We start from the raw sequence: 24,334 nt of genomic DNA on the forward strand, positions 1-24,334 counted from the left end.
TTCGCGAGTGGACGCCTTATACGGCTTACCCCTTCACACGCTACACCTTATCAGGCGCTTGGCTCCCTAATGCCGATCTGTTTCGCGACGGTGCGACGCAATTTATCCCCGTAGGGCGGCTTCAGCCCGGCGAGCTTCGCCACGTCGAGCTTCGCCTGCCTGAACACCGCGCGCGCGTGGCTGAAGGTGCGGAAGCCGTCGCGGCCGTGATAGCTGCCCATGCCGGACGGCCCGACGCCGCCGAACGGCAGGTCCTCCATCGAGACGTGGAAGACGACGTCGTCCAGCGTCACCCCGCCCGAGATCGTCCGGTCGAGCACGCGCCGCCGCTCGTCGCCGTCCGGCCCGAAATAATACAGCCCCAGCGGCCGGTCGCGCCGGTTCACCTGCCCGATCGCGTCGTCGATGCCGTCATAGCGGACGATCGGCAGCACGGGACCGAAGATCTCCTCCTGCATCAGCGTCATGTCGTCGGTCACGTCGCGGACGATGTGCAGCGGCATCTTGCGGCTGTTCGACGCGCCGAAATCCTCGCCGGCGGGATTGACGACCTCGACCGTCGCCCCCTTCGCGCGGGCATCCTCGATCCAGTCGGTCAGCCGCTGGTGATGGCGGTCGTTGATGACGGCGGTGTAGTCGGGATTGGCGAGCAGCGACGGGTACATCGCGGTCGCGGCCGTCTTCAGGCTGTCGACGATCGCCGCCTCCTGCGCGGCCGGGGCCAGGACATAGTCCGGGGCGAGGCAGATCTGGCCGGCGTTGAGCATCTTGCCCATCGCGATCCGCTCGCCCGCCTGCTTCAGGTCCGCGCCCGCGCCCAGGATCACCGGCGACTTCCCGCCCAGCTCCAGCGTCACCGGCGTCAGGTTGTCGGCGGCGGCGTGGAGGATGTGCCGCCCGATCCCGGTGGCGCCGGTGAAGAGCAGGTGGTCGAACGGCAGCTCCGCGAACGCCTTGCCGACGTCGGGCCCGCCGCCGAAGAACGCCAGCTCCTCGGCCGCGAAGTATTTGGGCGCCAGCTCCTCGAACAGCGCGGCGACGACGGGGGTGAACTCCGACGTCTTGACCATCACCCGGTTGCCCGCCGCGAACGCGCCCGCGACCGGCCCCATCACCAGGTTGATCGGGAAGTTCCACGGCGCAATCACGCCGACCACGCCCTTGGGCTGATATTCCACCCACGCCCGCGCACCGAGCAGGCCGAGCGGAAACTGCACCGAGCGCTTCTCGCGCTTCGCCCAGCCGGCCATGTGCTTGAGCGCGTGATCGATCGGCCCCGTCGAGCCGGCGATGTCGGTCAGCATCGACTGTTCGCGGCTACGGTGGCCGAAATCCTCGGACAGCGCGTCGCAGAAGCGCGCGGCGTTGTCCGCCACCAGCGCGCGTGCGCGTTTCAATCGGTCCCGCCGGGTGTCGAGCGACACCGGCAGTTCGGCGGTAAAGGCGGCGCGCTGCGCGGCCAGCGTGGCGGTCATGTCCATCAACGTCCCCCGTTTGCCGGCGCGCAGCCGACCAGCCCGCCCAGCGCCGTTACTACCGTATCCGCCCCCGCCCGCGTCACCGTCAACGTCGCCTCCTGCACCAGCGCGCCGTCGGCGAGGTCGGGGCGCTCGACCGCGTTCAGCTCCAGAGTCGCGACCGTGCCGCCCCCTTCATAACGCGAGGTGGCGGCGAGCCCCTTCGCCGTCGCGCCCTCCGCCGCCACGCGCGGCAGGTCGGTGGGCTTGCCGTCGAGGCTGACGCGGAGCTGGGCCGGCTCCGCGCGCATCATCGCCACCAGCTGCGGCGTGTCGGCGCGGCTCCACAGGAACGCCGCGCAACCGGACGGCGGCAGCGTCTGACGCGGCAGCGCGCCGAGCGTGGTCTGGAGAAGGAGCAGCGCGATCACGGCGCGATGCCTATCATCCCCGCGTCCGCCATCAAAGCCCAGGCCGGCCAGGCCGCCGCCGCCAGCAGCGCGCCGAGCGGCAGCGCGTCGGTGCGGATCATCGGTCGCCCGGTCAGCCGCGCGGCGAGCACCACGCCGAGCCCGCACAGGCTGGCGACGAGCAGCACCGGCGGCAGCATCGTCCAGCCGAGCCACAGCCCGATGCCGCCGAACAGCTTGGGATCGCCACCGCCCATCCCCTCGCGACCCCGCGTGCGGCGATAGCCCCAGCCGACCAGCCACAGCAGCGCGAACCCCGCCACGCCGCCGATCACGCGGTCGGGCAGCGGCGGTCCGAGGCCGGCGAGACCGCTCGCGACGCCGGTGACGGCCAGCGATCCGGTCAGGATGTCGGGCAACCACCATGCGCGGAGGTCGAGCAGCGCCAGCGTCAGCAACAACCATCCGAACACCGCCCCGGCGATGCCTGCGGCGCTCGGCGCGAGCCATCCCGACAGCGCGCCGATCGCGGCCGCCGCCGCCTCGACCTGCCAGTGCAGCGGCGCGATCGCGGTTCGGCAGGTCCGGCACCGCCCGCGCAGCAGCGCCGCGCTGACGAGCGGCACCAGCTCCGCCGCGCCGAGCGGGCGGCCGCAGCCGTCGCATGCGGAACGACCGCCGACCGTACGCCCCGCCGGCCAGCGCAGGACGAGCGTGGCGATGAAGCTGCCGAGGATCGCGCCGAGGATGCCGAGGAGAATGGGGTAGAGCACGGGGCACTCTACTCAATCCTCCCCGGCACGGGGAGGTGGCACGCGCGGAACGCGGGTCGGAGGGGGCGGGCCGCCGGCGGGTTGCTTGCGGAGATCCCCCTCCGGCAGCCCTGCGGGCTGCCACCTCCCCGCGAGCGGGGAGGATTCGAAGCCTACCTATTCCTCCCCGGCACGGGGAGGTGGCACGCGCGGAGCGCGGGTCGGAGGGGGCGGGCCGCCGGCGGGTCGCTTGCGGAGAACCCCCTCCATCAGCCCTTCGGGCTGCCACCTCCCCGCGAGCGGGGAGGACTGGGCGAGCCGTCCCCTTCCTCCCCCGCTCGCGGGGAGGATTTGCAGACTCCCCGCCCGCCTCTTAGATGCACCGCAGCAAAACTCCGCAGGACAGCAGCCATGGCCAGCACACCCACCGATCCCGTCGTCATCCTTTCCTATGCCCGCACCCCGATGGGCGCGTTCCAGGGGGCGCTCGCGGGCGCGTCGGCGACCGAGCTGGGCGCGACGGCGGTGAAGGCGGCGGTGGAGCGCGCGGGCGTGTCCCCGGACCAGGTCGACAAGATCTTCATGGGCTGCGTCCTGCCCGCCGGGCTCGGCCAGGCACCCGCGCGGCAGGCGGCGATCGGCGCGGGGCTGCCGACCTCGGTCGAGGCGACCACCGTCAACAAGGTCTGCGGATCGGGTATGCAAGCCGCGATCTTCGCCGCCGACATGCTCGCCGCGGGTTCCGCCGACGTGATCGTCGCGGGCGGGATGGAGTCGATGTCGAACGCGCCCTATCTGCTCAAGAAGATGCGCTCGGGCGCGCGGATCGGTCACGACACCGCCTTCGACCACATGATGCTCGACGGACTGGAGGACGCCTATGAGCAGGGCCGATCGATGGGCACCTTCGCCGAGGACACGTCGCGCGACTATCAGTTCACCCGCGAGACGCAGGACGACTACGCGATCGAGTCGCTGGCGCGCGCGGTCGCTGCGCAGAAGTCGGGGGCGTTCGACCGCGAGATCGTCGGCGTGACGGTCAAGGGCCGCAAGGGCGACACCGTCGTCGCGGTCGACGAACAGCCCGCGCGCGGCGACCCGGACAAGGTGCGCGCGCTCAAGGCCGCGTTCGCCAAGGACGGGACGATCACCGCCGCGACCAGCTCGTCGATCTCCGACGGCGCCGCCGCGCTGGTGCTGACCCGCCAGTCGGTCGCGGACGCGCATGGCTTGACCCCCGTGGCGCGCATCGTCGGCCATGCCGCGCACGCACAAGAGCCGGCGAAGTTCACCACCGCCCCGGTCGGCGCGGTCCGCAAGTTGCTGGCGAAGACCGGCTGGGACGCGAACGAGGTCGACCTGTACGAGATCAACGAGGCGTTCGCCTGCGTGCCGATGGCGTGGATGAAGGATCTGGGCGTCGACCACGCCAAGGTCAACGTCAACGGCGGCGCGACCGCGCTGGGCCATCCGATCGGGGCGTCGGGCGCGCGGATCGTCGCGACGCTGATCGCGGCGTTGCAGAATACGGGCGGCAGGAAGGGCATCGCCTCGCTGTGCATCGGCGGCGGCGAGGCGACGGCGCTGGCGGTGGAACTCGTTTGACGCCGCAAGCGCACGCGCGCAGCACCGCTGCGCGCGAGACGCGCAAGGCCGGCCGGGCTCGGCGTTAGTCGAGCTTCGACGTCACGGGCTTTGCCCGTGACCCGCTCGGTTCAGGTCGTTCCCGGCAGCGTCAGCGTCGCCGCGACCCCACCCAACGTCGCCGACCGCGCCAGCGCCAGACCGCCGCCCGCCAGCTCCGCCAGCTCGCGCGCGATCGGCAGGCCGAAGCCGTGGCCGTCGCCGCGCTCGTCCAGGCGGCGGCCGGGCAGCAGCGCCTCGGCCAGTGCCGCCGTCGACAGTCCCCGTCCGTCGTCCTCGATCGTGACCGCGACCGCGCCGTCCAGCGGCGTCGCCGTCACCCGCACCCGCGTCGCGGCATGGCGCCAGGCGTTGTCGAGCAGGTTGCCGAGCATCTCGGCCACATCCTCCGCGTCGGCCGCGACCGCCAGCCCGGCCAGGTTGGCTTCCGCCGCGATCGCGCGCTCCGCGTGGACGCGCGCGAGCACCGCCAGCAGGTCGTCGACCACCGGCGCCAGCGCCACCCGTGCTCGCGCGCCCGCGCCCGGCGCCGCCGCCCGTGCGCGGCCGAGATGGTGCCGGACTCGTGCCGCCGCACCCTCCGCTAACGCGCGCAAGGCGCCGTCCGGGTCGCGGCCGGGCTCTTCCAGCCGCACGATCAGCGCGGCGAGCGGCGTCTTCAGCCCGTGCGCGAGGTTGGCGACGTGGCCGCGCGCGCGTGCCAGCCCGGCCTCGTTCTGATCGAGCAGCGCGTTGAGTTCGGTCGCGAAGGGTTGCAGCTCGCGGGGCTGATCGACCGGCACCCGCGCCAGGCGGCCCGCGCGCACCGCCGCCAGCGACCGCTGCAGATCGCCGAGCGGGCGCAATCCGACGCGCAGCTGCACCGCCGCCGCGACCGCCAGCGCCACCGCCAGTGCGGCCAGCGACAGCGCGAGCGGCACCAGCGCCTCGCGCAGCGGTCGGTCGATGACGTCGCGCGACACCGCCACCGCGACCCGCGCCGGGCCGCGATCGGTGGGCACGTTCTGCCACAAGCCGTGGACCCGCTCGCCGTCGCGCAGGCGGCCGTCGAACGGTTGCGCCGCCAGCCGCCCGTCCGGCGGCAATGACGCCTCGCCCGGCCCGTGGCGCGGCCCGCGCCTGACGTAGCGCTCGATCGGCCCGATCCGCTGGTCCTCGCCGAAGCTGGTCTTCCATTGTCCGTCGATCATCGCCGAGCCGACGGTGCCGCCCGGCGCCTCGACCCGCCAGTCCGCGTCGCGGGCCGACAGCGTGTCGAAGCGGGCGAGGTAGGCCGGGTCGAGGCTCCCGTCCTTCCGCACCGCCCCCGACAGCGCGCTCAACTTGTCGGTCAGGCGATCGTCCAGCGTGTGGGTAACGAACCGTTCCAGTACGCCGCCGATCGCCACCCCCGCCACCGCCAGCGCCGCCGCCGTCGCGAGCAGCGCCAGCGCCAGCAGCCGCCCGAAGATCGAGCGCGGCAGCACCCTCACGCCGCGCTGCCCGCGGTCAGCCGATAGCCGTGGCCGCGCACCGTCTCGATCATCGCCGCGCCGATCTTGCGCCGCAGCCGGCCGACGATCACCTCGACCGAGTTGGAGTCGACATCGGCGTCGCCCTCATAGACCCGCTCGATCAGATCGAGCCGTTCGATCACCGCCTCGCGCCGCAGCATCAGCTGGGTCAGCACCCGCCATTCCAGCGCGGTGAGCCTGAGCGGCAGGCCGTCGAGTTCGAAGCTGCCGAGCTGCGTGTCATAGGCGAGCGCGCCGCACGTCACCCGCGCGGCGGCGTGGCCGGCGGCGCGGCGGATCAGCGCGCGCAGGCGGAGCACCACCTCGTCGGTGCGGAACGGCTTGGTCAGGTAATCGTCGGCGCCCGCCTTGAACCCTGCGACCTTGTCCGACCAGCCGTCGCGCGCGGTCAGGATCAGCACCGGCAGGTCGCGCCCCTCCTCGCGCCAGCCGCGCAGCACCGACACGCCGTCGCGGCCGGGCAGCCCAAGGTCGAGCACCGCCGCATCGTACCGCTCGGTGCTGCCCAGATGCCCGCCGTCGATGCCGTCGCGCGCGACGTCCACCGCGAACCGCTCCGCCCGCAGCGCCCTCGCCAGTGCGTCGGCCAGCGTCGCATCATCCTCGACCACCAAGATCCTCATCCCCGGCGGCCTACCCCGATCACCCCAACCGAAGCTGAACCGCGCGGTTCAGCGGGGGTCGGCGGCGGGCGGGTAGAAGGCGGCTTCCACCAAGGAGAAGCGACATGACCGACAATAATCCCACCCCGCCCGCCGCCCCGCCCCGCCGGTTCCACCCGCGCACCGCGCTGATCGCGCTGGCGCTGCTCGGCGGCGGCGTCGCGGCAGGTGCGGTCGTGACGGAGGTGGTGCGGCCGCAAACGACGATGGCGCCCGCCACCCCCGTCGCGATCCGCACGCTGTCGGACGGCATCGTCACGGTGCGCGGCCGGGCGGTGGAGCTGTTCGGCAACAAGCTGGTCGTGCAGGATTCGAGCGGCCGCGCGCTGGTAGATCTCGGCCGCGAGGGCGAGGACAGCGGGCTTGTCCGCCTGGGCGAGACCGTGACCGCGCAGGGCCGGTTCGAGCACGGCTTCATCCACGCCGCCTATCTGGTCGGCGCGGACGGGAAGGTCCACGCGCTGGGGCCGATGGGTCGCCCGCACGGACCGGGCGGACCGGGTCGCGACGGGCCCCGCGACGGGCCGCGCGACGATCGCGGGCCGCGCGATGACGCGCCCCCGCCGCCGCCCGTGGCGCAGCCCGCCTCGGCGCAGTCATGCTCGGCGCAGCAACCCACGGCGCAGCCTGCGGCGAACTGAGGCGACCGGCCGGGCCTGCGATGGTCCGGCCACCCGCATTCAACGCCCCATGGTCAGGGCAGCGTCTCGCCGGGGTCGACGCCCCACAGCGCGCCGACCGCGACGAACGCCGCGCGGCCCTTCACGTCCAGGCGGCACCAGCCGCCGGCGCAGCCGCTGATCTGGCCGACCACGCCCGGCGCAGCGCGCCAGCGCAGCCGCGCGCCCTCCGCGGGGCGCTCCAGCATCGGCACGGGCTGGGTGCCACGAACGATCGCGGTGCGCGTCATGCTGAGCAGATTGTCCTGCATCCACCCCGACGTGCCGTCGGGGTCCTCGACCTTGCGCCACTCCTTGAACGTCGCGACGACGCGGACCGGCAGGTCGGCCCGGCGATACAGCCAGCTGGCGGGATAGGTGCGCGCCGGCCCCGTCCGCATCCGCGCCTGCCCCGCCCGGATCGACGCCCAATAGGGCGGCTTGGCCGGGGCGTCGACGGCCGCGACCGGGGCGGCGAGCAACGCCAACCCGGCGAACGCGACTGAACGGTGCATAGGGTATCCTCCTGCCGCCACCCTACCGTGCCCGGCCCGCCGTTCAACGGCCAAAGGGAGCCGGTCGTTCAACGATCAAGGCAGGTCGGCGTTGACGCCCGAGGCGGCGCGGGCCACTCCGCCCCCCATGACCGACACGCGCCGCTGCCCCCACCCGACCGTGGTCGTCACCCGCGAGCTGCCCGACGTGGTGATGGACCGGATGGCGGCGCTGTTCGACGCGACGCTCAACCGCGACGACCACGCGATGGACGCCGCCGCGCTCGCCGCGTCGGTCGCGACATGCGACGTGCTGGTCCCGACCGTCACCGACCCGGTCGACGCCGCGCTGATCGCCGCCGCCGGCCCGCGCCTGAAGCTGATCGCCAATTTCGGCGCGGGCGTGAACCATATCGATCTTAAGGCGGCGCGCGCGCGCGGGATCATCGTCACCAACACGCCGGGCGTGCTGACGGAGGACACCGCCGACCTGACGATGGCGCTGATCGTCTCGGTCCCGCGCCGGCTGGCGGAGGGCGAGAAGCTGGTCCGGTCGGGAACGTGGAAGGGCTGGTCGCCGGGCGGGATGCTGGGGCATCGCATCGGCGGCAAGGCGCTGGGCATCGTCGGCATGGGGCGGATCGGCCAGGCGGTGGCGCGACGCGCGCGCGCGTTCGGACTGTCGATCCACTATCACAACCGCCACCGCCTGCCCGACGTGCTGGAGGCGCAGCTGGGCGCGACCTTCCACGCCGATCTCGACGCGATGCTGCCCGCGATCGACATCCTCTCGCTGCACACGCCGCGCAACGCCGACAGCGAGAACCTGCTCGACGCGCGGCGGCTGGCGCTGCTGCGGCCGCACGTCCATCTCATCAACACCAGCCGGGGCGGCATCCTGGACGAGGACGCGCTGGTCGCGGCGTTGCAGGCGGGACGGATCGCGGGCGCGGGGCTGGACGTCTGGCGGCACGAGCCCGTGATCGACCCCCGCCTGCTGGCGCTGCCCAACGTGGTGATGACGCCGCACATGGGCTCGGCGACGTTCGAGGGCCGGCTGGCGACCGGCGAGCGGGTGATCCAGAACATCCGCATGTGGGCCGACGGCCACCGCCCGCCCGACCAGGTGCTGGAAGGCTGGGCCTGAGCCTCAGCCGAGCGCCGCGGTCCATGTCTCGGGCTTGAAGCCGACGAGCAGCGTCTCCCCGTCGACCAGCACCGGCCGCCGGATCGCGGACGGGTGCGCCAGCATCAGCGCCACTGCCCGCTCCGCATCGAGATCGGCCCGCTCAGGCTCCGGCAGCGTGCGAAAGGTGGTGCCGCTCCGGTTGAGCAGCGCCGCCCATCCGAGCCGCGCGACCCACGCCCGCAGCGCCGCCTCGGGCACGCCGGCGACCTTGTAGTCGTGAAAGCCGTACACCGTCCCGCGCGCGTCCAGCCAGCCGCGCGCCTTCTTCATCGTGTCGCAGTTGCGGATGCCGTAAAGGTGCACGCTCACACGGTCCCCCGCCCCGACACGGCCTCCCCAGCGACACGAATCGTCGGTCAGCCGGCGTTCGGCCTGGTAGTTCCCGGCGTGAACGGGTCAAGCGTCAACAGCGGATGCACCGACACCGCCACGGTCGAGCGGAGCACCACCGAGCCGTCCTCCCGCTCGACGGCGACCTCGACGGCGGCGCCCGACTTGCCGCCGTTCACCTCGTCGGAGGCGATGGCGATGGCGCCCTGAACGCCGAACGCCATGGCGGCGTCGACGCTATCGTAGTCGGCTCCGGCGTCGCGCGACGAGAAGGTCGAGTTGGTGGTGTGGATGAACAACTGTGGCATGGTGCGGCCTTGGTCGGAGGCGCAGGCTTGGATACCCACGGCCGCCGACGCCTCGAATCGCGTGCCGGCGATGGCCCGGCTTGCCCGAACCTGCGGACGGGACAACCACCTGGGTCAGTCACCCCGCAGGATCAGGCGGTCCGGCGATTGAGGTGGAGGTAGTTCTCCTCGAACCGGGTGACGTTCTTCAGTCGCTGGATATCGGGAATGCGCAGGCGTCCCTGCGCCGACTGGATAAGACCTTCCCCCTTCAGTTTCTGGAGCGTCCGGTTCATGTGGACGCTCGTGATCCCCAACGTGTCGCCCAGGTCCGCCTGCGTCGCCAGCAGGTCGAACGAGTGATCCGGCGCCAGGCCGACGGCGCGCAGGCGAAGATAGAGTTCCACGAACAGATGAGCGACGCGGTCGTAGGCGGGACGCTTGCCCATGTTGACCAGCCACTCGCGCAGGATTGCCTCGTCGACGAGCGTCGCCCACCACAGGGCGCGTGCCAGCTTGGGCCGCTGCTCGATCAGGCCGAGCATCTTCTGCTTGGGGATCACGGCGACCTTGGCGTCGCTCAACAGCGCGAGCGAATGGTCCATCTCCTTCAGGATGAAGACGTGGACGTCGCACAGGTCGCCCGGCAGCAGATAGGCCATGATGTGGCGGGTGCCGTTCGGCAGCACCTTGTAGCGGCAGGCCCATCCTTCCAGCAGCAGGAACACGACCTCCGGTCGATCTCCCTCCCGGATCAGGTTGCGCTTCGCCTTGAAGCGCCTGACGTCGTAGCAGAGACTTTCCACCCGGCTGACATCCTCCTCGTCGAGATCGACGAAGCTGCTGAGCTTTTGCACCAGTGGATTGGTCATGAACTCTCCCCCGATAGTTCGTACCAGACGCCTGATTATGCAGGTTAATCTGAATTAACGTTGTCGATGATGCATGATATCTCGCCCGGCGAGCGTTCGCCACCCGGAGCGGTCGTCGGCCGGCCCCTCCCCTGACGCGAAGAGCGAAGCTATATCGCCGCCATGACCCACCCCTTCCACTCCATCCACAGCCACGGCATGATCCGCGTCGCGGCCGCGACGCCTGCGGCGAGTGTGGGGGATGCGCTCGCCAATGCCGATGCGGCGATCGCGCTGGCGGGGCGGGCGGATACGGCGGGGGTGGACCTGCTCGTGTTTCCCGAGCTCAACCTCACCTCCTATGCGATCGACGACCTGCACCTGCAATCGGCGCAGCAGCGGGCGACGGCGCAGGCGCTGGTCCGCGTCGTCGAGGCGAGCCGCGAGCTCGCCGCCGTGCTGCTGGTCGGCGCCGCGCTGCCGCGCAACGGGCGGCTGTATAACTGCGCCGTCGCCATCGCGCGCGGGCGGGTGCTGGGAGTGGTGCCCAAGACCTATCTGCCCAACTATCGCGAATACTACGAGAAGCGCTGGTTCGCGAGCGGCGCGGGGCTGACCGGGCTGTCGATCGAGGTCGCCGGGCAGGAGGCGCCGTTCGGCCCCGACCTGATCTTCGCCGCGAGCGACCTGCCGGGCTTCGTCTTCCATGCCGAAATCTGCGAGGATTACTGGGCCCCTGCCCCGCCCTCGACCGCCGGTGCGCTGGCCGGGGCGCTGATCTGCTGCAACCTGTCGGCGTCGAACATCGTCATCGGCAAGGCGCGCGAGCGGGCGATGCTGGCGGCGGCGCAGTCGGCGCGCGGGGTGTGCGCCTATGTCTATTCCGCCGCCGGACCGGGCGAGAGCACCACCGACCTCGCCTGGGACGGCCAGGGGCTGATCCACGAGCTGGGCGAACTGCTCGCCGAGTCCGAACGCTTCACCAGCGACGATTTCGTGATGGCCGATGTCGACGTCGAGCGACTGGCGCAGGAGCGGCTGCGGTTCGGGACGTTCAACGACGCGGCGGTGCAGGCCGGCCACCCGGAGACGCGCTTCCGCCGCGTCGCCTTCGAGCACCGGCCGACGCTCGCCGACATCGGGCTGCAACGCGCGGTCCGGCGCTTCCCGTTCGTCCCCAACGATCCCGACAAGCGCGACGCCGATTGCTACGAGGCGTTCAACATCCAGGTGGAGGCGCTCGCCAAGCGGCTGCGCGCGACGGGCACGGGCAAGCTGGTGATCGGCGTGTCGGGCGGGCTCGACTCGACGCACGCGCTGATCGTCGCGGCCAAGGCGATGGACCGGCTGGGCAAGCCGCGGACCGACATCCTCGGTTTCACCATGCCCGGCTTCGCGACAGGCGACGGGACCAAGGCGAACGCCTGGGCGCTGATGCGCGCGCTGGGCGTGACCGGCGAGGAGATCGACATCCGGCCGGCGGCGCGGACGATGCTGGAGACGATCGGGCATCCCTTTGCGAGTGGCGAGCCGGTCTACGACGTCACGTTCGAAAACGTGCAGGCGGGGCTGCGCACCGATTACCTGTTCCGTCTCGCCAACCAGCGCGGCGGGCTGGTGCTCGGCACCGGCGACCTCAGCGAGCTGGCGCTGGGCTGGTGTACCTATGGCGTCGGCGACCACATGTCGCACTATGGCATCAACGCGGGGGTGCCCAAAACGCTGATCCAGTTCCTGATCCGCTGGTGCATCCGCACCGATCAGTACGACGTAGCTACCGACACGGTGCTCGATGCGATCCTGGCGCAGGAGATCTCGCCGGAGCTGGTCCCCGCCGACGCGGACGGCGCGATGCAGAGCACGGAGGAGAAGGTCGGCCCCTATGCGCTCAACGACTTCTTCGCGCATTATGTGCTGCGCCACGGGCTCGCGCCCTCGACGATCGCCTTCCTGTGCTGGCACGCCTGGCGCGATGTCGAGGCTGGGCGCTGGCCGGTCGATTTCCCCGCCGACGCGCGGGTCGCCTATGACCTGCCGACGATCCGGCTGTGGCTGGAGCGGTTCCTGCGCCGCTTCTTCGGCGGCACGCAGTTCAAGCGGTCGGCGCTCCCCAACGGACCCAAGGTGTCGGCGGGCGGCGCGGTCAGCCCGCGTGGCGACTGGCGCGCGCCGTCGGACGGCACCGCGCGTGTCTGGCTGGACGAACTCGCCGCGAATGTGCCCTGAACGCCACGCCTGTGCGACAAAGCCGTTCACCTTCTTGCAAAATGTCGCCCCGCCGCGCATTGTGAACGCCTGATGACTACGCCTCCACCGGATGGTTCGCGCGATCGCCGGATCGAGGATCCATCGAACCGCTGGCTAATACACCCCGCCGCGCGCCGCCTGCTGCCGCTTGCCCTGAATGCCGGGGTCAGCGCGAACGCGGTGTCGCTCGCCGGACTGTTGCTCGGCACGGGCGCGGCGCTCGCCTTTTCGCAATGGGACGACCCCTGGCTTGCCGTGGTCGGGGTGGCGTTCGCGATGTGCTGGCTGATCGCCGATGGGCTGGACGGCATGATCGCGCGCGCGACGGGCACGGCGAGCGCGTTCGGGCGGTTCATGGACGGGGTTTGCGACCACGGCGTCTTCGCGCTGATCTATCTGTCGGTCGCGGCGTCGGTGGGCACGCTGCACGGCTGGCTGCTGGCCGTCACCGCCGGGGTCGCGCATGCGGTACAATCCAGCCTGTACGAGGGCGAGCGCGCGCGCTTCCATCGCCGGCTGAAGGGCGTGGCGGAGATCGAGACGCCGGTGCTATCGACCAATCCGCTGGTCCGCCTCTACGACACCGTCGCCGGCAGCCTCGACCGGCTCGCCCACCCGTTCGAGCGGACGCTGGCGGCCAGCCCGTCGCCGGTTGGGCTCGGCGCCGCCTATGCCGCCGCCGCGCTCGCGCCGATGCGGGTGATGGTGCTGTTGACCGCCAACGTGCGCGTCATGACCGTTTTCCTCGCCTGCCTGATCGGCCGGCCGTCGCTGTTCTGGTGGGCGGAGATCGTGCCGCTCACCCTTGTCACCATCGTCGGCCTTGTCTGGCACCGCCGGGTGGAGCAGCGCTTCGCCGGGTGCGAGGCCGTGGTCGGCGGCCGTCCTTCGTCTTTCGCTTGAATTGAACAGGAACCTCGAATGTCCAGCATCCGCGTCGCCGTGGTCGGTATCGGCAATTGCGCCAGCAGCCTCGTCCAGGGGCTGGAGCATTACCGTCAGGGGTCGAACGACAATGTCGGGCTGATGCACTGGGAAATGGGCGGCTACAAACCGTCCGACATCAAGATCGTCGCCGCCTGGGACGTCGACCGCCGCAAGGTCGGCACCGATGTCGCCGAGGCGATCTTCGCCAAGCCCAACTGCACCGCGATCTTCGCCCCCAACGTGACCCCGACGGGCACGGTGGTGAAGATGGGCAAGGTGCTGGACGGCGTCGCCGAGCATATGAGCGACTTCACCGAGGACCGCACCTTCCTCGTCGCCGACGAGGGCCAGCCGAGCAAGGAGGACATCGTCGCCGAACTGCGTGCCACGGGCGCCGAGGTGCTGATGAACTACCTGCCCGTCGGCAGCCAGGAGGCGACCGAGTTCTACGCCGAATGCGCGCTGGAGGCGGGCGTGGCGTTCGTGAACAACATCCCGGTCTTCATCGCGTCCGACCCGGTCTGGGCGAAGCGGTTCGAGGACGCGGGCGTCGCGATCATCGGCGACGACATCAAGGCGCAGCTGGGCGCGACCATCGTCCATCGCGTGCTGACCGACCTGTTCGCCAAGCGCGGCGTCAAGCTGGAGCGGACCTATCAGCTCAACACCGGCGGCAACACCGACTTCCTCAACATGTCGAACCACCGCCGGCTGGCGTCGAAGAAGATCAGCAAGACCGAGGCGGTGCAGTCGGTCGCGGCGGAGCGGCTGGCGGACGACAACGTCCATATCGGGCCGTCCGATTACGTCCCGTGGCAGAACGACAACAAGGTCTGCTTCCTCCGCATGGAAGGCTCGATGTTCGGCGGCGTGCCGATGAACCTGGAGCTGCGCCTGTCGGTCGAGGATTCCCCCAACTCGGCGGGCGTCGCGATCGACATGATCCGCTGCGCCAAGATCGCGCGCGACCGCAACATCGCCGGCGTGATCGATCCCGCCAGCGCCTATTTCTGCAAGCATCCGCGCACGCAGATGACCGACGACCTGGCGCAGATCGCGGTCGAAGAGTTCATCCACCAGGCCGCCTGACTTGACGATCGATACGGCGGTCCTGCTCGCCGCGGGCGAGGGCACACGGCTGCGCGACATGGCGGCGGTAAAGCCGCTCTGCATGGTCGCGGGGCGACCGCTGATCGACCGGGCGCTGATGGGGCTGGCGACGGCGGGGATGACCCGCGCCGTCGTCGTGGTCGGCTACGAGCGCGCGCTGATCGAGCGGCACCTGGCGTCGCGCGACTGGCCGCTGTCGGTCGAGATCGTGACGACCGACCACCTGCTGCCCAACGGCGTGTCGGCGCGCGCCGCGTCGGCAGTCGTCGGCGAGGCCGACGTGCTGCTGGCGATGTGCGATCATCTGGTCGAACCGGCGCTGTATGCCCGCGTCGCGGCGGCGGGGGCCGGTGACGGGTTGCGGCTCGGGATCGACCGGCGGCTGGACCACGACTGGGTCGATCCCGAGGACGTCACGCGGGTGCGGACCGAACGCGACCGCATCGTCGCGCTCGGCAAGGGGATCGACGATTACGACGCGCACGACACCGGCGTGTTCGCGGTCGGGCGTACGCTCTTCGCGGCGCTCGCCGGGCTGGACGATCCCTCGCTGACGGAGGGCGTGCGCGTCCTCGCCGCACGCGGGCAGGCGGAGGTCGTAGACTGCACCGGGCTGGCGTGGCTCGACGTCGACGACGCCCCCGCGCTGGCGAAGGCCGAAGCGTGGATGCGGGCGCGGGGCGACGCCTGAGGACTAGTCAGCCCGGTCGTCATGCTGAAGTCGTTTCAGCATCCACGCAACGTGCTCTCCAGCGGCGTATCGCTCGCGACGATCGATCGCATGGATGCCGAGACGAGTTCAGCATGACGGAGATGAGGTTGGACGACGGGCGCCACCTCCGCACGGTGGCCGGGCCGCTCCCCCGTCTTTTCGGCTTTACGCCCGCGCCGGCATCCCGCAACAAGCCGTCGACGATAAGAGGATGACGTCATGAAGTCGTGGTCGCGGATGGGGTTGGTTTCGGGGCTGGCGCTGGTCGCTGATCTGGCGTCGGCGCAGGTGCAGCCGAGCGATCGCAACACGCCGAAGGACGCGGCCGTCCGCGCCGAGGCGGCGGGCGACGTGCCGGCCGCCTTCACCCCGCCGGTCGGCCCGCGCGATTACGACAAGCGCGTCGTGATGGTGCCGATGCGCGACGGGACGAAGCTCTACACCGTGATCGTGGTGCCCAAGAACGCGCGCAACGCGCCAATCATCCTCACCCGCACGCCGTACGACGCCAAGGGCCGCGCCAGCCGCTCCGAGTCGGCGTCGATGCTCAACACGCTGCCGCTGGCCGACGAGCCGTTCGTCCGCGCGGGCTACATCCGCGTCTATCAGGACGTGCGCGGGAAGTACGGGTCGGAGGGCGACTATGTCGTCACCCGGCCGGTGATCGGGCCGCTCAATCCGACGCAGGTCGACCACGTCACCGACGCCTACGACACGATCGACTGGCTGGTGAACCGCGCCAACCTGCCCGAATCGAACGGCAAGGTCGGGATGATCGGCTCCTCCTATGAGGGCTTCACCGTCGTTATGGCGCTGCTAAAGCCGCATCCCGCGTTGCGCGCGGCGGTGCCCGAAAGCCCGATGATCGACGGCTGGATGGGTGACGACTGGTTCCATTACGGCGCCTTCCGCCTCGCCAACATCGCGTGGCTGGGCGGGCAGACGGGCTACAAGGGCGACGGCAAGGCGCCGTCGACCGGCGGCTGGGACGATTACGACAATTTCCGCGAGGTCGGCTCGGCGGGTGCGTGGGCGCAGCGCTCCGGCTACGATCAGCTACCCTATTGGCGGCGCATGTCGCAGCATCCGGCCTATGACGGCTTCTGGCAGGGGCAGGACCTGGCGCGACTACTCGCCGCCAGCCCCTCCAACGTGCCCACGCTGTGGGAACAGGGGCTGTGGGACCAGGAGGACATGTGGGGCGCGATCCATTCGTGGGAGGCGCTGAAGGCGAAGGGGCACCTCGCCAACAACTGGCTGGTGATGGGGCCGTGGCGGCACAGCCAGGTCAACCGCAGCGGCCTAAGCCTCGGACCGTTCCAGTGGAATGGCGACACCGCCAAGCAATTCCGCGAGGACATGGTGATGCCGTTCTTCCGCCAGTATCTGGAGGACGGCCCGGCCGCGAACCTGCCGGCGGCGGCGATTTACAACACCGCGGAGAATCACTGGGACCGCTTCGCGCAATGGCCGCTGGCGTGCGAGCGCGACTGCGCGGCCGGCCTCACCCCGCTGTACCTCCAGGCCAACGGCGGCGCGGCGTTCGATCGGGCAAGCGCGGGCGGCGACAGCTACGTCGCCGATCCGGCCAAGCCGGTGCCGCACCTGCCGCGGCCGGTGAACTTCAACGACGGCCGCTGGGGCGACTGGCTGGTGCAGGACCAGCGCTTCGCGGATGGACGGACCGACGTGATGACCTATCAGACGCCGGTGCTGACCGCGCCGGTCAAGGTGTCCGGCCCGCCGATCGCCGACATCTGGGCGCGGACGACGGGCACCGACGGCGATTTCGTGGTCAAGGTGATCGACGTCTATCCGACCGAGAACGCGACCGACCCGAAGATGGGCGGCTATCAGCTCGCGGTCAGCCTCGACATCTTCCGGGGCCGCTATCGCAACGATCCGGCGCGGCCGACGCCGATCCCGGCGAACCGGCCGCAGGAATATCGCTTCCGGCTGCCGGCGGTGAACCACGTCTTCCTGCCGGGGCACCGGATCATGGTGCAGGTGCAGTCGTCGCTGTTCCCGCTCTACGACCGCAACCCGCAGACCTATGTGCAGAACATCTTCTTCGCCAAGCCGCAGGATTATCGCGCGCAGACGGTGACGATCCTGCGCGGGGGGAGCACCGCGAGTTCGGTGCTGTTGCCGGTGGTGCGGTAGTGGGGAGTGGGGAGTGGGGAGTGGGAAGCGGGTCCAAGACGCTGATCGGCCTATCTCTCCGTCATCCCCGCGAAAGCGGGGACCCAGCTCCGACAGCGTGGACGAAACAGCTGCTGTGATTGTGGACGTCGGGAGAGATGGGTCCCCGCTTTCGCGGGATGACGAGGGACGGGACCTTCTTCCCTACTCCCTGTTTCCTACTTCATCACCGCCACGATTCCCTCGATCACCGACGCCGTCTCCTTGGGATCGCGCACGCGCACCGTATCGAGCCCCATCGTCTTCGCCGGGTAATCGTTGCCGCCCGGAAAGATCGCGTCGCCCATGAACAGGAAGGCATCGAGCGGAATGCCGCTGACCTCGCTCAGCTTCCGCAGGCCATAAGCCTTGTCGACGCCCTCGCGCGTCACGTCGATCGAGGTGGCACCACCCATGTTGATCGACAGGCCGGGCAGCCGCTGTTGCAGGTCCGCCTGGATCACCTTGCGCTTGGCGAAGTCGGGGTCCCAATGCTCCTTGGCGTCGAGCGGCGCCTGCTGGCCGAGCGCGGAGAAGGTGATCTGCGACCCGCGATCCTCGACGCGATCGCCCCAGGTCTGCTCGGGGACGAAGCCGGTGGCCTCCAGCGATTCGTCGAACGCCTTTAGGATGCGTGCCTTCAGCTCGTCGTCGAACAGCTCGGCATAGACGGGCGACCATTCGCCGTCGCGATAGGTGTAGAGCTTCGTGCCCGTCGTCGGCATCAGCCACAGCTTCGCCAGATCGGCGCGCTCGGGCAGTTTCGACGCGACCTGCTTCTGGAACTGCGGCCAGTCGCCGCCCGAGATCACCGCGACGTCGGCGACGCCCAGCAGGTCGGCCAGCGCCTCGGCCATGAACGGCTCCAGCGCCTGCTTGCTGGCGGCGAGCGTGTTGTCGAGGTCGAAGGCGACGAGTTGCTTCAAGACACGGACTCCGGCGTGGGGATGAGATATCGGTCGATCGCGCGCGCGACGCCGTCCGCGTCGTTGCCGGCCGTGACCTGCATCGCCGCCGCCTGCACCGCGGCGGGCGCGTTGCCCATCGCGATCGACAGGCCCGCGCGCGCCAGCATCGGCAGGTCGTTGGCCTGGTCGCCGATCGCGACGACGTCCGCCAGCGGCACGCCCGCCGCCGCGGCGAGCGCGGTGATGCCGTCGCCCTTGTTGGCGGCGAGCGCGGTGATGTCGAGATAATAGGTCTGCGACTGCGCCACCGTGGCGCGGCCGGCGAAACGCTCGTCGATGCGACGGTGCAGCTCGGCCAGCGTCGCGGGCGCGTCGCTGACGAAGGTGATCTTGTCCGCGCCGTCGAGCAACGCGACGAAGTCGGTGGTGACAATCGGCGCCTGGTTCGACGCGACGCGCTCATGCTCGACATGCTCGCCCTGATCGGTCGAGCTGTACCAGCGGTCGTCGGCGAATACCCAGATGTCGGTGTCCAGCCCGTCCAGCAACCCGAACACGCCCCGTGCGACCGTCGGGTCGATGACGTGGTGCGCGTCCACCGTGCCGTCGCGGTGGAAGACGATGCCGCCGTTGAACGCCGCCATCGGGCCTTCGATCGCCAGCGCCTCGGCGATGGGCATCATTCCCGATCGCGGCCGCGCGGAGATGATCGTGAAGCGGATGCCGGCGGCCTCGACGCGCTTTACGGCCGCGATCGTGCCGGGGGTGAGGCGCTTCTGCTTGTCGACCAGCGTGCCGTCGACATCGGAGACGAGGAGGCGATAGTTGGTCACTCCCCGCCCCCGCCACCCCGGTGACGAATGTCCGTCGATGCGCCGATCACTGCGGCATCTCGACATGCCCGCCGAAGCCGAAGCGCATCGCCGACAGCACCTGATCGCTGAACGTGTGCTCGACGCGGCTGCGATAGCGCGCGAACAGCGCGGAGGTCAGCACCGGCACCGGCACCTTCTCCTCCATCGCGGCGTCGACCGTCCACTGGCCCTCGCCCGAATCGGCGACGCTGCCGGAGAACTGGGCCAGCATCATGTCCTTGGCCAGCGCCGCGGCGGTGAGGTCCAGCAGCCAGGACGAGATCACCGACCCGCGCCGCCAGACTTCGGCGATGTCGGTCAGGTTGAGGTCGAACCGCTCGTCCTCGGGCAGCTTGTCCGACTTCTTGCTTTTGAGGATGTCGAAGCCCTCGGCATAGGCCTGCATCAGGCCGTATTCGATGCCGTTGTGGACCATCTTGACGAAGTGCCCGGCGCCGGCCGGGCCGGCATGGATATAGCCCTTTTCCGCGCGCGGGTCCTCGCCCTCGTCGGACATGCGGTTGGGGGTGCGCGGGATGGTGCCGTGGCCGGGCGCCAGACAGTCGAAGATCGGATCGAGATGATCGACCGCGTCCTTGTCGCCGCCGATCATCATGCAATAGCCGCGCTCCAGTCCCCACACGCCGCCGGACGTGCCGACGTCGACATAGCGGACGCCCTTTTCCGCCAGTGACTTCGCGCGGCGGATGTCGTCCTTGTAGAAGCTGTTGCCGCCGTCGATGATGATGTCGCCCGGTTGCGCGTGTTCGACCAGCGCGGCGATCGTCTGTTCGGTCGGATCGCCGGCGGGGAGCATGACCCACCAGATCGCCGGGCTGTCCAGCATGGGGCGCATCGCATCGAGCGAGTCGGCCCCCTGTGCCCCGTCCTTGACCAGCGCCGCGACCGCGTCCGCGCCACGATCATAGCCGACCACCTGATGTCCGCCGCGCATCAGCCGCCGGCCGATGTTCGCGCCCATGCGCCCGAGGCCGATGATGCCGATCTTCATTGTCTTACCTTCACCTGGATGGTCGAACGCATGTCTAACCTTCGTCATGTCGAAACGAGTTCAGCAGGACGGCACTAAACCGTCGCCGGCTGTTTCTTCGCGATCGCGCCGAGCAGGTCGTCGAACGCCTTGGCGAAGGAGGCGACGCCCTCCTCCACCAGCGTGTCGGTCACGCCGGTCAGGTCGAGCCCCAGCCGCTCCGCCTCCGCCAGCACGTGGCGCGCGCCGTCGACGTCCTGCGTCAGCGTCTCGGCAACCGTGCCGTGCTCGCGGAACGCGTCCATCGTCTTGGGCGGCATAGTGTTGACGGTATCGGGGCCGATCAGCGTGTCGATGTAGAGCGTGTCGGGATAAGCAGGGTCCTTGACCCCCGTCGACGCCCACAACAGCCGCTGCGGCTGCGCGCCCTTGGCGGCGAGCGCCTGCCAGCGGGCCGACGCGGTGAACTCCTGGAACCAGGCATAGGCCAGCTTCGCGTTGGCGATCGCCACCTTGCCGCGCAGCGCCTTGGCGTCGTCGGTGCCCAGCGTGTCGATCTTCTTGTCGATCGATGCGTCGATCCGCGACACGAAGAAGCTGGCGACCGAGGCGATGCGGTCGATCGGCTGCCCCTGCCGCACGCGCTCCTCCAGCCCGGTGGCATAGGCTTCCGCGACCTTCCGGTAAGCGTCGATCGCGAACAGCAGCGTCACGTTGACGTTGATCCCCGCCGCGATCGTCGCCGCGATCGCCGGGCCGCCAGCGGGCGTGCCGGGGATCTTTATCATGAGATTGGGCTTGTCGACAAGCCGCCACAGTTTCTGCGCTTCCGCGATCGTCGCGTCGGTATCGTCGGCGATGTAGGGGGAAACCTCCAGGCTGACATAGCCGTCGCGCGCGTCGAGCCGGTCATAGACGGGGCGCAGCGTGTCGGCGGCGGCCTTGATGTCCTCGATCGCCTGGCCTTCATAGCGGTCGATCGTCGCGGCGCCGGGGTGCGCGCGGTCAAACTCGGCGAGGCTGTCGTCATAGGCGTCGCCATGCCCCATCGCTTTTTCGAAGATCGACGGGTTGGACGTGACGCCGCTCAGCCCGTCAGCCTCGACGAGTGTCTTCAGCCCGCCCTCGTCGAGGAACTTGCGATCGACGAAGTCCAGCCAGACGGCGGTGCCGGCGGCGCTGAGGTCACTGAGTTTGCTCATCGTTCACTCCGTCATCCCCGCGCAGGCGGGAATCCCGCTTCTTCGTTTGATCGACCCGCCGAAGAAGAAAAAGCGGGACCCCCGCCTGCGCGGGGGTGACGGTGGTGTGATCCGCTCGGCTAGCCCTTCGCTTCCGCGATCAGCTTTTTTGCTTTGGCGACGATGTTGTCGACCGTGAAGCCGAACTTGTCCTGCAGCTTGGCGAGCGGCGCCGACGCGCCGAAGGTGGACATGGTGACGGTGTCGCCATGGCTGCCGACATAGCGGTCCCATCCCATCTCGCCCGCCATCTCCACCGCGAGGCGCGGCTTGATCGCCGGCGGCAGCACCGAGTCGCGATACGCCTTGTCCTGCAACTCGAAGCGATACCAGCTCGGCAGCGACACGACGCGGCTCTTCACCCCCTCGCCCGCCAGCTTCTCGTGCGCGTCGACGACCATCGCCAGCTCGGAGCCGGTGGCGATCAGGATCACTTCCGCGTCGTCGATGTCGGCGAGGACGTAGCCGCCCTTCATCACCCCTTCCGCACTCGCGAACTTCTCGCGATCGAGGGTCGGCAGCGCCTGGCGCGAGAAGATCAGCGCGGTCGGGCGATCGGCATGTTCCATCGCCGCGCGCCAGGCCCAGGCGACCTCGTTCGCATCGCCCGGCCGGATCGTGTCGAGGCCGGGGATCGCGCGCAGCGTCGCCAGATGCTCGATCGGCTGGTGCGTCGGACCGTCCTCGCCGACCCCGATCGAGTCGTGCGTATAAACCCACACCGAGCCCAGCTCCATGATCGCCGACAGCCGCACCGGCGCGCGCATGTAATCGAGGAAGACGAGGAAGGTGGAGCCGTAGGCACGCAGGTGAGACAGCGCCATGCCGTTCACCACCGCGCCCATGCCGTGCTCGCGCACCCCGAAGTGGAAGTTCTGGCCGCCGTAATTGTCGGCCTCGAACGACTGCTTGCCCTTGATGTCGGTCTTGGTCGACGGCGACAGGTCCGCCGAGCCGCCGAGCAGCCACGGCACCCGCGCCGACAGCGCGTTGAGCACCTTGCCCCCCGAGTCGCGGCTGGCGAGGCCCTTCGCGTCCGTTGGAAACACGGGGACATCGGCGTCCCAGCCCTCGGGCAGCTTGTCCTTCAACAACAGGTCCAGCTCGGCGGCGAGGTCGCCATGCTCGGTCCGATAGCGCGCGAACGTCTCCTGCCACGCCGACCGTGCGGCCCCGCCGCGATCCGCCACCGCCTTGCCGAACGCGTTCTTGACGCCGTCGGGGACATAAAAGTCCCTGTCGGCCGGCCAGCCATAGGCTTCCTTCGTCTTGCGGACATTGTCCTCGCCCAGCGGCTCGCCATGCGCCTTTTCGCTGCCCGCCTTGGGGCTGCCCCAGCCGATGATCGAGTGGACGACGATGAAGGTCGGGCGATCGTCGGTGTCGCGGAACGCCTGCAGCGCGTCGGTCAGCGCCGGAACGTCGTTGGCGTCGTCGACATGGATGACGTTCCAGCCATAGGCGGCGAACCGCTTGCCGACATCCTCGTCGAACGCCAGACTGGTCGCGCCCTCGATCGAGATGTGGTTGCTGTCGTACAGCCAGCACAGGTTCGAGAGCTTCAGATGACCCGCCAGCGAGGCGGCCTCCGCCGACACGCCCTCCATCATGTCGCCGTCGCCGCAGACGACATAGACGTCGTGATCGAAGAGCGTGAAGCCCGGCCGGTTGTAGCGCGCCGCCAGCCAGCGCTCGGCGATCGCCATGCCGACCGAGTTGCCGCAGCCCGCGCCCAGCGGCCCGGTGGTGGTCTCGACGCCGGTGGTGTGGCGGTATTCGGGGTGGCCCGGCGTCTTCGACGACAGCTGCCGGAACTGCTCGATATCGTCGAGCCCCATCGCGGGCTTGCCGGTCTTGTTTCCGTCGGCGTCGATCTCCTCGACGCCGGCCAGATACAGCAGCGCGTAGAGCAGCATCGAGGCATGGCCGACCGAGAGCACGAAGCGGTCGCGGTTGGGCCAGTCCGGCTGCGCGGGGTCGTAGCGCAGGAACTTCGTCCAGATCGTATGCCCGACCGGCGCCAACGCCATCGGCGTGCCGGGGTGGCCGCTGTTCGCCTTTTGCACGGCGTCCATCGCCAGCGTGCGGATCGTATCGATTTGCAGGCGCTCGGGGGAGCCGTCCTCGTGAATTGCAGTATCCGGCTCGGTCGCGGGTGCGTCGGTCATGCTATTCCTCGCTCAGTCACGACCCCGAACGCGGGGCGACGCAACGGGTTGCGCCTAGCCGCCCCGTTCCAGCGTCGCAACGATTCCGTCGGTCGCGATATAGGCGGCGTCGACTTCGGTCAGGAACAGGCCATGGCCGACGACGCCGGGGATCGCCTGCAACGCGGCGGCGAGCGCGTGGGCGTCGCCGCGCCAGCCGAGGCAATCGGCGACGAGATTGCCGTTGTCGGTCAGGTAAGCGCCCCCGCCCCGCGCCTCGACCGCGTCGAACATCGTGCGGAGCGTCGCGAACACGAACGCGCGGGCGAAGGGCAGCACCTCGACCGGCAGCTTCGCAGCGCCGATCCGCGCGACGCGCTTGCCGCCGTCGGCGATCACCACCATCCGCGTCGACGCCGTCGCCACGGCCTTTTCGCGCAGCATCGCGCCGCCCGCGCCCTTGACGGTCAGCAGCGCGCCGTCGATCTCGTCCGCGCCGTCGATCGTCAGGTCGACATGGGGCATTTCGGCGAAGTCGAGCACCTCGATGCCCAGTCCGCGCGCCTGATCGGCGCTGGCGACCGACGTCGCGACCGCCCGAATCCGCAAGCCGTCCGCCACCCGCCGCCCGATCGCCGCGATCGCGTGCGCGGCGGTGGAGCCGGTGCCGAGCCCGACCAGCATGCCGTCGCGCACTTCCGCCACCGCAGCCTCGGCCGCCATCCGCTTGTCCGTGTCGCTCATCCCGCCCCTTCTATCACGCAACC

The 24,334-nt window shown here is 70.0% G+C and carries 23 protein-coding genes; 8 read left to right on the plus strand and 15 right to left on the minus strand.

The window, feature by feature from the left end; genetic code table 11:
• Positions 1–50: 50 nt before the first annotated feature.
• The 3 genes from ACOFKS_RS07105 to ACOFKS_RS07115 are packed head-to-tail and all read right to left on the minus strand — an operon-like array spanning position 51 to position 2,640.
• Positions 51–1,481, minus strand: a complete 1,431-nt coding sequence (locus ACOFKS_RS07105) for a coniferyl aldehyde dehydrogenase (RefSeq protein ID WP_419808537.1) — start codon at positions 1,479–1,481, stop codon at positions 51–53.
• Positions 1,481–1,888, minus strand: a complete 408-nt coding sequence (locus ACOFKS_RS07110; protein ID WP_419808538.1) for a hypothetical protein — start codon at positions 1,886–1,888, stop codon at positions 1,481–1,483. Before ACOFKS_RS07110 ends, ACOFKS_RS07105 begins: the two co-directional genes overlap by 1 nt.
• Positions 1,885–2,640 carry a prepilin peptidase gene (locus tag ACOFKS_RS07115; RefSeq protein ID WP_419808539.1) on the minus strand — a complete coding sequence of 252 codons (756 nt, stop codon included), beginning with the start codon at positions 2,638–2,640 and terminating at the stop codon, positions 1,885–1,887. Before ACOFKS_RS07115 ends, ACOFKS_RS07110 begins: the two co-directional genes overlap by 4 nt.
• A 390-nt stretch (positions 2,641–3,030) precedes the next feature.
• Between ACOFKS_RS07115 and ACOFKS_RS07120 the strand changes: the two genes are divergently transcribed.
• Positions 3,031–4,224: an acetyl-CoA C-acyltransferase gene (locus tag ACOFKS_RS07120; protein WP_419808540.1), complete on the plus strand. Its 1,194-nt coding sequence runs from the start codon at positions 3,031–3,033 to the stop codon at positions 4,222–4,224.
• 110 nt (positions 4,225–4,334) lie between these two features.
• Here ACOFKS_RS07120 and ACOFKS_RS07125 read toward each other — a convergent pair whose 3' ends face one another.
• Both ACOFKS_RS07125 and ACOFKS_RS07130 read right to left on the minus strand, forming a co-directional pair.
• Positions 4,335–5,735, minus strand: a complete 1,401-nt coding sequence (locus ACOFKS_RS07125) for a sensor histidine kinase (RefSeq protein ID WP_419808541.1) — start codon at positions 5,733–5,735, stop codon at positions 4,335–4,337.
• Complete coding sequence (locus ACOFKS_RS07130) at positions 5,732–6,400, minus strand: response regulator (protein ID WP_419808542.1); 669 nt, start codon at positions 6,398–6,400, stop codon at positions 5,732–5,734. The genes ACOFKS_RS07125 and ACOFKS_RS07130 overlap by 4 nt, the downstream gene beginning before the upstream one ends.
• A 104-nt stretch (positions 6,401–6,504) precedes the next feature.
• Between ACOFKS_RS07130 and ACOFKS_RS07135 the strand changes: the two genes are divergently transcribed.
• A complete protein-coding gene (locus tag ACOFKS_RS07135; protein ID WP_419808543.1) occupies positions 6,505–7,080 on the plus strand; it encodes a hypothetical protein in 576 nt (191 codons plus the stop codon).
• Between the two features lie 53 nt (positions 7,081–7,133).
• On the opposite strand, the gene ACOFKS_RS07140 is transcribed toward ACOFKS_RS07135, so the two are convergent.
• Complete coding sequence (locus ACOFKS_RS07140) at positions 7,134–7,613, minus strand: SH3 domain-containing protein (RefSeq protein WP_419808544.1); 480 nt, start codon at positions 7,611–7,613, stop codon at positions 7,134–7,136.
• A gap of 127 nt (positions 7,614–7,740) precedes the next feature.
• Between ACOFKS_RS07140 and ACOFKS_RS07145 the strand changes: the two genes are divergently transcribed.
• On the plus strand, positions 7,741–8,739 hold the full coding sequence (locus ACOFKS_RS07145) for a 2-hydroxyacid dehydrogenase (protein WP_419808545.1): 999 nt from the start codon (positions 7,741–7,743) through the stop codon (positions 8,737–8,739).
• Positions 8,740–8,742: 3 nt separating this feature from the next.
• Here ACOFKS_RS07145 and ACOFKS_RS07150 read toward each other — a convergent pair whose 3' ends face one another.
• From ACOFKS_RS07150 to ACOFKS_RS07160, 3 genes are all read right to left on the minus strand, one after another.
• On the minus strand, positions 8,743–9,090 hold the full coding sequence (locus ACOFKS_RS07150) for an arsenate reductase (protein ID WP_419808546.1): 348 nt from the start codon (positions 9,088–9,090) through the stop codon (positions 8,743–8,745).
• A gap of 47 nt (positions 9,091–9,137) precedes the next feature.
• The gene (locus ACOFKS_RS07155) at positions 9,138–9,419 is read right to left on the minus strand and encodes a DUF6894 family protein (protein ID WP_419808547.1); all 282 of its coding nucleotides are present in this window, start codon (positions 9,417–9,419) and stop codon (positions 9,138–9,140) included.
• 131 nt (positions 9,420–9,550) lie between these two features.
• Positions 9,551–10,270 carry a Crp/Fnr family transcriptional regulator gene (locus ACOFKS_RS07160; RefSeq protein WP_419808548.1) on the minus strand — a complete coding sequence of 240 codons (720 nt, stop codon included), beginning with the start codon at positions 10,268–10,270 and terminating at the stop codon, positions 9,551–9,553.
• A gap of 162 nt (positions 10,271–10,432) precedes the next feature.
• Between ACOFKS_RS07160 and ACOFKS_RS07165 the strand changes: the two genes are divergently transcribed.
• The 5 genes from ACOFKS_RS07165 (at position 10,433) to ACOFKS_RS07185 (ending at position 17,408) form a co-directional block, all read left to right on the plus strand.
• Positions 10,433–12,475, plus strand: coding sequence for an NAD(+) synthase (locus tag ACOFKS_RS07165; RefSeq protein ID WP_419808549.1), 2,043 nt, complete (start codon positions 10,433–10,435; stop codon positions 12,473–12,475).
• Between the two features lie 72 nt (positions 12,476–12,547).
• Entirely contained in the window at positions 12,548–13,399 is an 852-nt protein-coding gene (locus tag ACOFKS_RS07170; RefSeq protein ID WP_419808550.1) for a CDP-alcohol phosphatidyltransferase family protein, read from the plus strand.
• 18 nt (positions 13,400–13,417) lie between these two features.
• The gene (locus ACOFKS_RS07175) at positions 13,418–14,512 is read left to right on the plus strand and encodes an inositol-3-phosphate synthase (protein ID WP_419808551.1); all 1,095 of its coding nucleotides are present in this window, start codon (positions 13,418–13,420) and stop codon (positions 14,510–14,512) included.
• A gap of 1 nt (position 14,513) precedes the next feature.
• Positions 14,514–15,224 (plus strand): NTP transferase domain-containing protein, encoded by a 711-nt coding sequence (locus tag ACOFKS_RS07180; protein ID WP_419808552.1) that lies wholly within the window; start codon positions 14,514–14,516, stop codon positions 15,222–15,224.
• Positions 15,225–15,464: 240 nt separating this feature from the next.
• A complete protein-coding gene (locus tag ACOFKS_RS07185) occupies positions 15,465–17,408 on the plus strand; it encodes a CocE/NonD family hydrolase (protein ID WP_419808553.1) in 1,944 nt (647 codons plus the stop codon).
• A gap of 197 nt (positions 17,409–17,605) precedes the next feature.
• Here the strand turns inward: ACOFKS_RS07185 and ACOFKS_RS07190 are convergent, their stop codons facing one another.
• From ACOFKS_RS07190 to rpiA, 6 genes are all read right to left on the minus strand, one after another.
• Positions 17,606–18,352, minus strand: coding sequence for an HAD-IIB family hydrolase (locus ACOFKS_RS07190; protein WP_419808554.1), 747 nt, complete (start codon positions 18,350–18,352; stop codon positions 17,606–17,608).
• Positions 18,349–19,167: a Cof-type HAD-IIB family hydrolase gene (locus ACOFKS_RS07195; protein ID WP_419808555.1), complete on the minus strand. Its 819-nt coding sequence runs from the start codon at positions 19,165–19,167 to the stop codon at positions 18,349–18,351. Before ACOFKS_RS07195 ends, ACOFKS_RS07190 begins: the two co-directional genes overlap by 4 nt.
• A 46-nt stretch (positions 19,168–19,213) precedes the next feature.
• Positions 19,214–20,200: a phosphogluconate dehydrogenase (NAD(+)-dependent, decarboxylating) gene (gene gnd / locus ACOFKS_RS07200; RefSeq protein WP_419808556.1), complete on the minus strand. Its 987-nt coding sequence runs from the start codon at positions 20,198–20,200 to the stop codon at positions 19,214–19,216.
• A gap of 74 nt (positions 20,201–20,274) precedes the next feature.
• Positions 20,275–21,381 (minus strand): transaldolase, encoded by a 1,107-nt coding sequence (tal, locus tag ACOFKS_RS07205; RefSeq protein WP_419808557.1) that lies wholly within the window; start codon positions 21,379–21,381, stop codon positions 20,275–20,277.
• 119 nt (positions 21,382–21,500) lie between these two features.
• Positions 21,501–23,588, minus strand: coding sequence for a transketolase (tkt, locus tag ACOFKS_RS07210; RefSeq protein WP_419808558.1), 2,088 nt, complete (start codon positions 23,586–23,588; stop codon positions 21,501–21,503).
• 54 nt (positions 23,589–23,642) lie between these two features.
• The gene (gene rpiA / locus ACOFKS_RS07215; protein ID WP_419808559.1) at positions 23,643–24,311 is read right to left on the minus strand and encodes a ribose-5-phosphate isomerase RpiA; all 669 of its coding nucleotides are present in this window, start codon (positions 24,309–24,311) and stop codon (positions 23,643–23,645) included.
• Positions 24,312–24,334 lie beyond the last annotated feature (23 nt).

It is taken from the genome of Sphingomonas sp. (genome assembly GCF_965200135.1).
In the GTDB taxonomy this organism is placed as follows: domain Bacteria; phylum Pseudomonadota; class Alphaproteobacteria; order Sphingomonadales; family Sphingomonadaceae; genus Sphingomonas.

Bases quoted from the DNA above. Each gene is read 5' to 3' on its own strand.
- ACOFKS_RS07105 (WP_419808537.1), bottom strand. From the start codon at position 1,481: ATGGACATGACCGCCACGCTGGCCGCGCAGCGCGCCGCCTTTACCGCC.
- ACOFKS_RS07120 (WP_419808540.1), top strand. From the start codon at position 3,031: ATGGCCAGCACACCCACCGATCCCGTCGTCATCCTTTCCTATGCCCGC.
- ACOFKS_RS07130 (WP_419808542.1), bottom strand. From the start codon at position 6,400: ATGAGGATCTTGGTGGTCGAGGATGATGCGACGCTGGCCGACGCACTG.
- ACOFKS_RS07135 (WP_419808543.1), top strand. From the start codon at position 6,505: ATGACCGACAATAATCCCACCCCGCCCGCCGCCCCGCCCCGCCGGTTC.
- ACOFKS_RS07140 (WP_419808544.1), bottom strand. From the start codon at position 7,613: ATGCACCGTTCAGTCGCGTTCGCCGGGTTGGCGTTGCTCGCCGCCCCG.
- ACOFKS_RS07145 (WP_419808545.1), top strand. From the start codon at position 7,741: ATGACCGACACGCGCCGCTGCCCCCACCCGACCGTGGTCGTCACCCGC.
- ACOFKS_RS07155 (WP_419808547.1), bottom strand. From the start codon at position 9,419: ATGCCACAGTTGTTCATCCACACCACCAACTCGACCTTCTCGTCGCGC.
- ACOFKS_RS07160 (WP_419808548.1), bottom strand. From the start codon at position 10,270: ATGACCAATCCACTGGTGCAAAAGCTCAGCAGCTTCGTCGATCTCGAC.
- ACOFKS_RS07165 (WP_419808549.1), top strand. From the start codon at position 10,433: ATGACCCACCCCTTCCACTCCATCCACAGCCACGGCATGATCCGCGTC.
- ACOFKS_RS07170 (WP_419808550.1), top strand. From the start codon at position 12,548: ATGACTACGCCTCCACCGGATGGTTCGCGCGATCGCCGGATCGAGGAT.
- ACOFKS_RS07175 (WP_419808551.1), top strand. From the start codon at position 13,418: ATGTCCAGCATCCGCGTCGCCGTGGTCGGTATCGGCAATTGCGCCAGC.
- ACOFKS_RS07185 (WP_419808553.1), top strand. From the start codon at position 15,465: ATGAAGTCGTGGTCGCGGATGGGGTTGGTTTCGGGGCTGGCGCTGGTC.
- gnd (WP_419808556.1), bottom strand. From the start codon at position 20,200: ATGAAGATCGGCATCATCGGCCTCGGGCGCATGGGCGCGAACATCGGC.
- tal (WP_419808557.1), bottom strand. From the start codon at position 21,381: ATGAGCAAACTCAGTGACCTCAGCGCCGCCGGCACCGCCGTCTGGCTG.
- tkt (WP_419808558.1), bottom strand. From the start codon at position 23,588: ATGACCGACGCACCCGCGACCGAGCCGGATACTGCAATTCACGAGGAC.
- rpiA (WP_419808559.1), bottom strand. From the start codon at position 24,311: ATGAGCGACACGGACAAGCGGATGGCGGCCGAGGCTGCGGTGGCGGAA.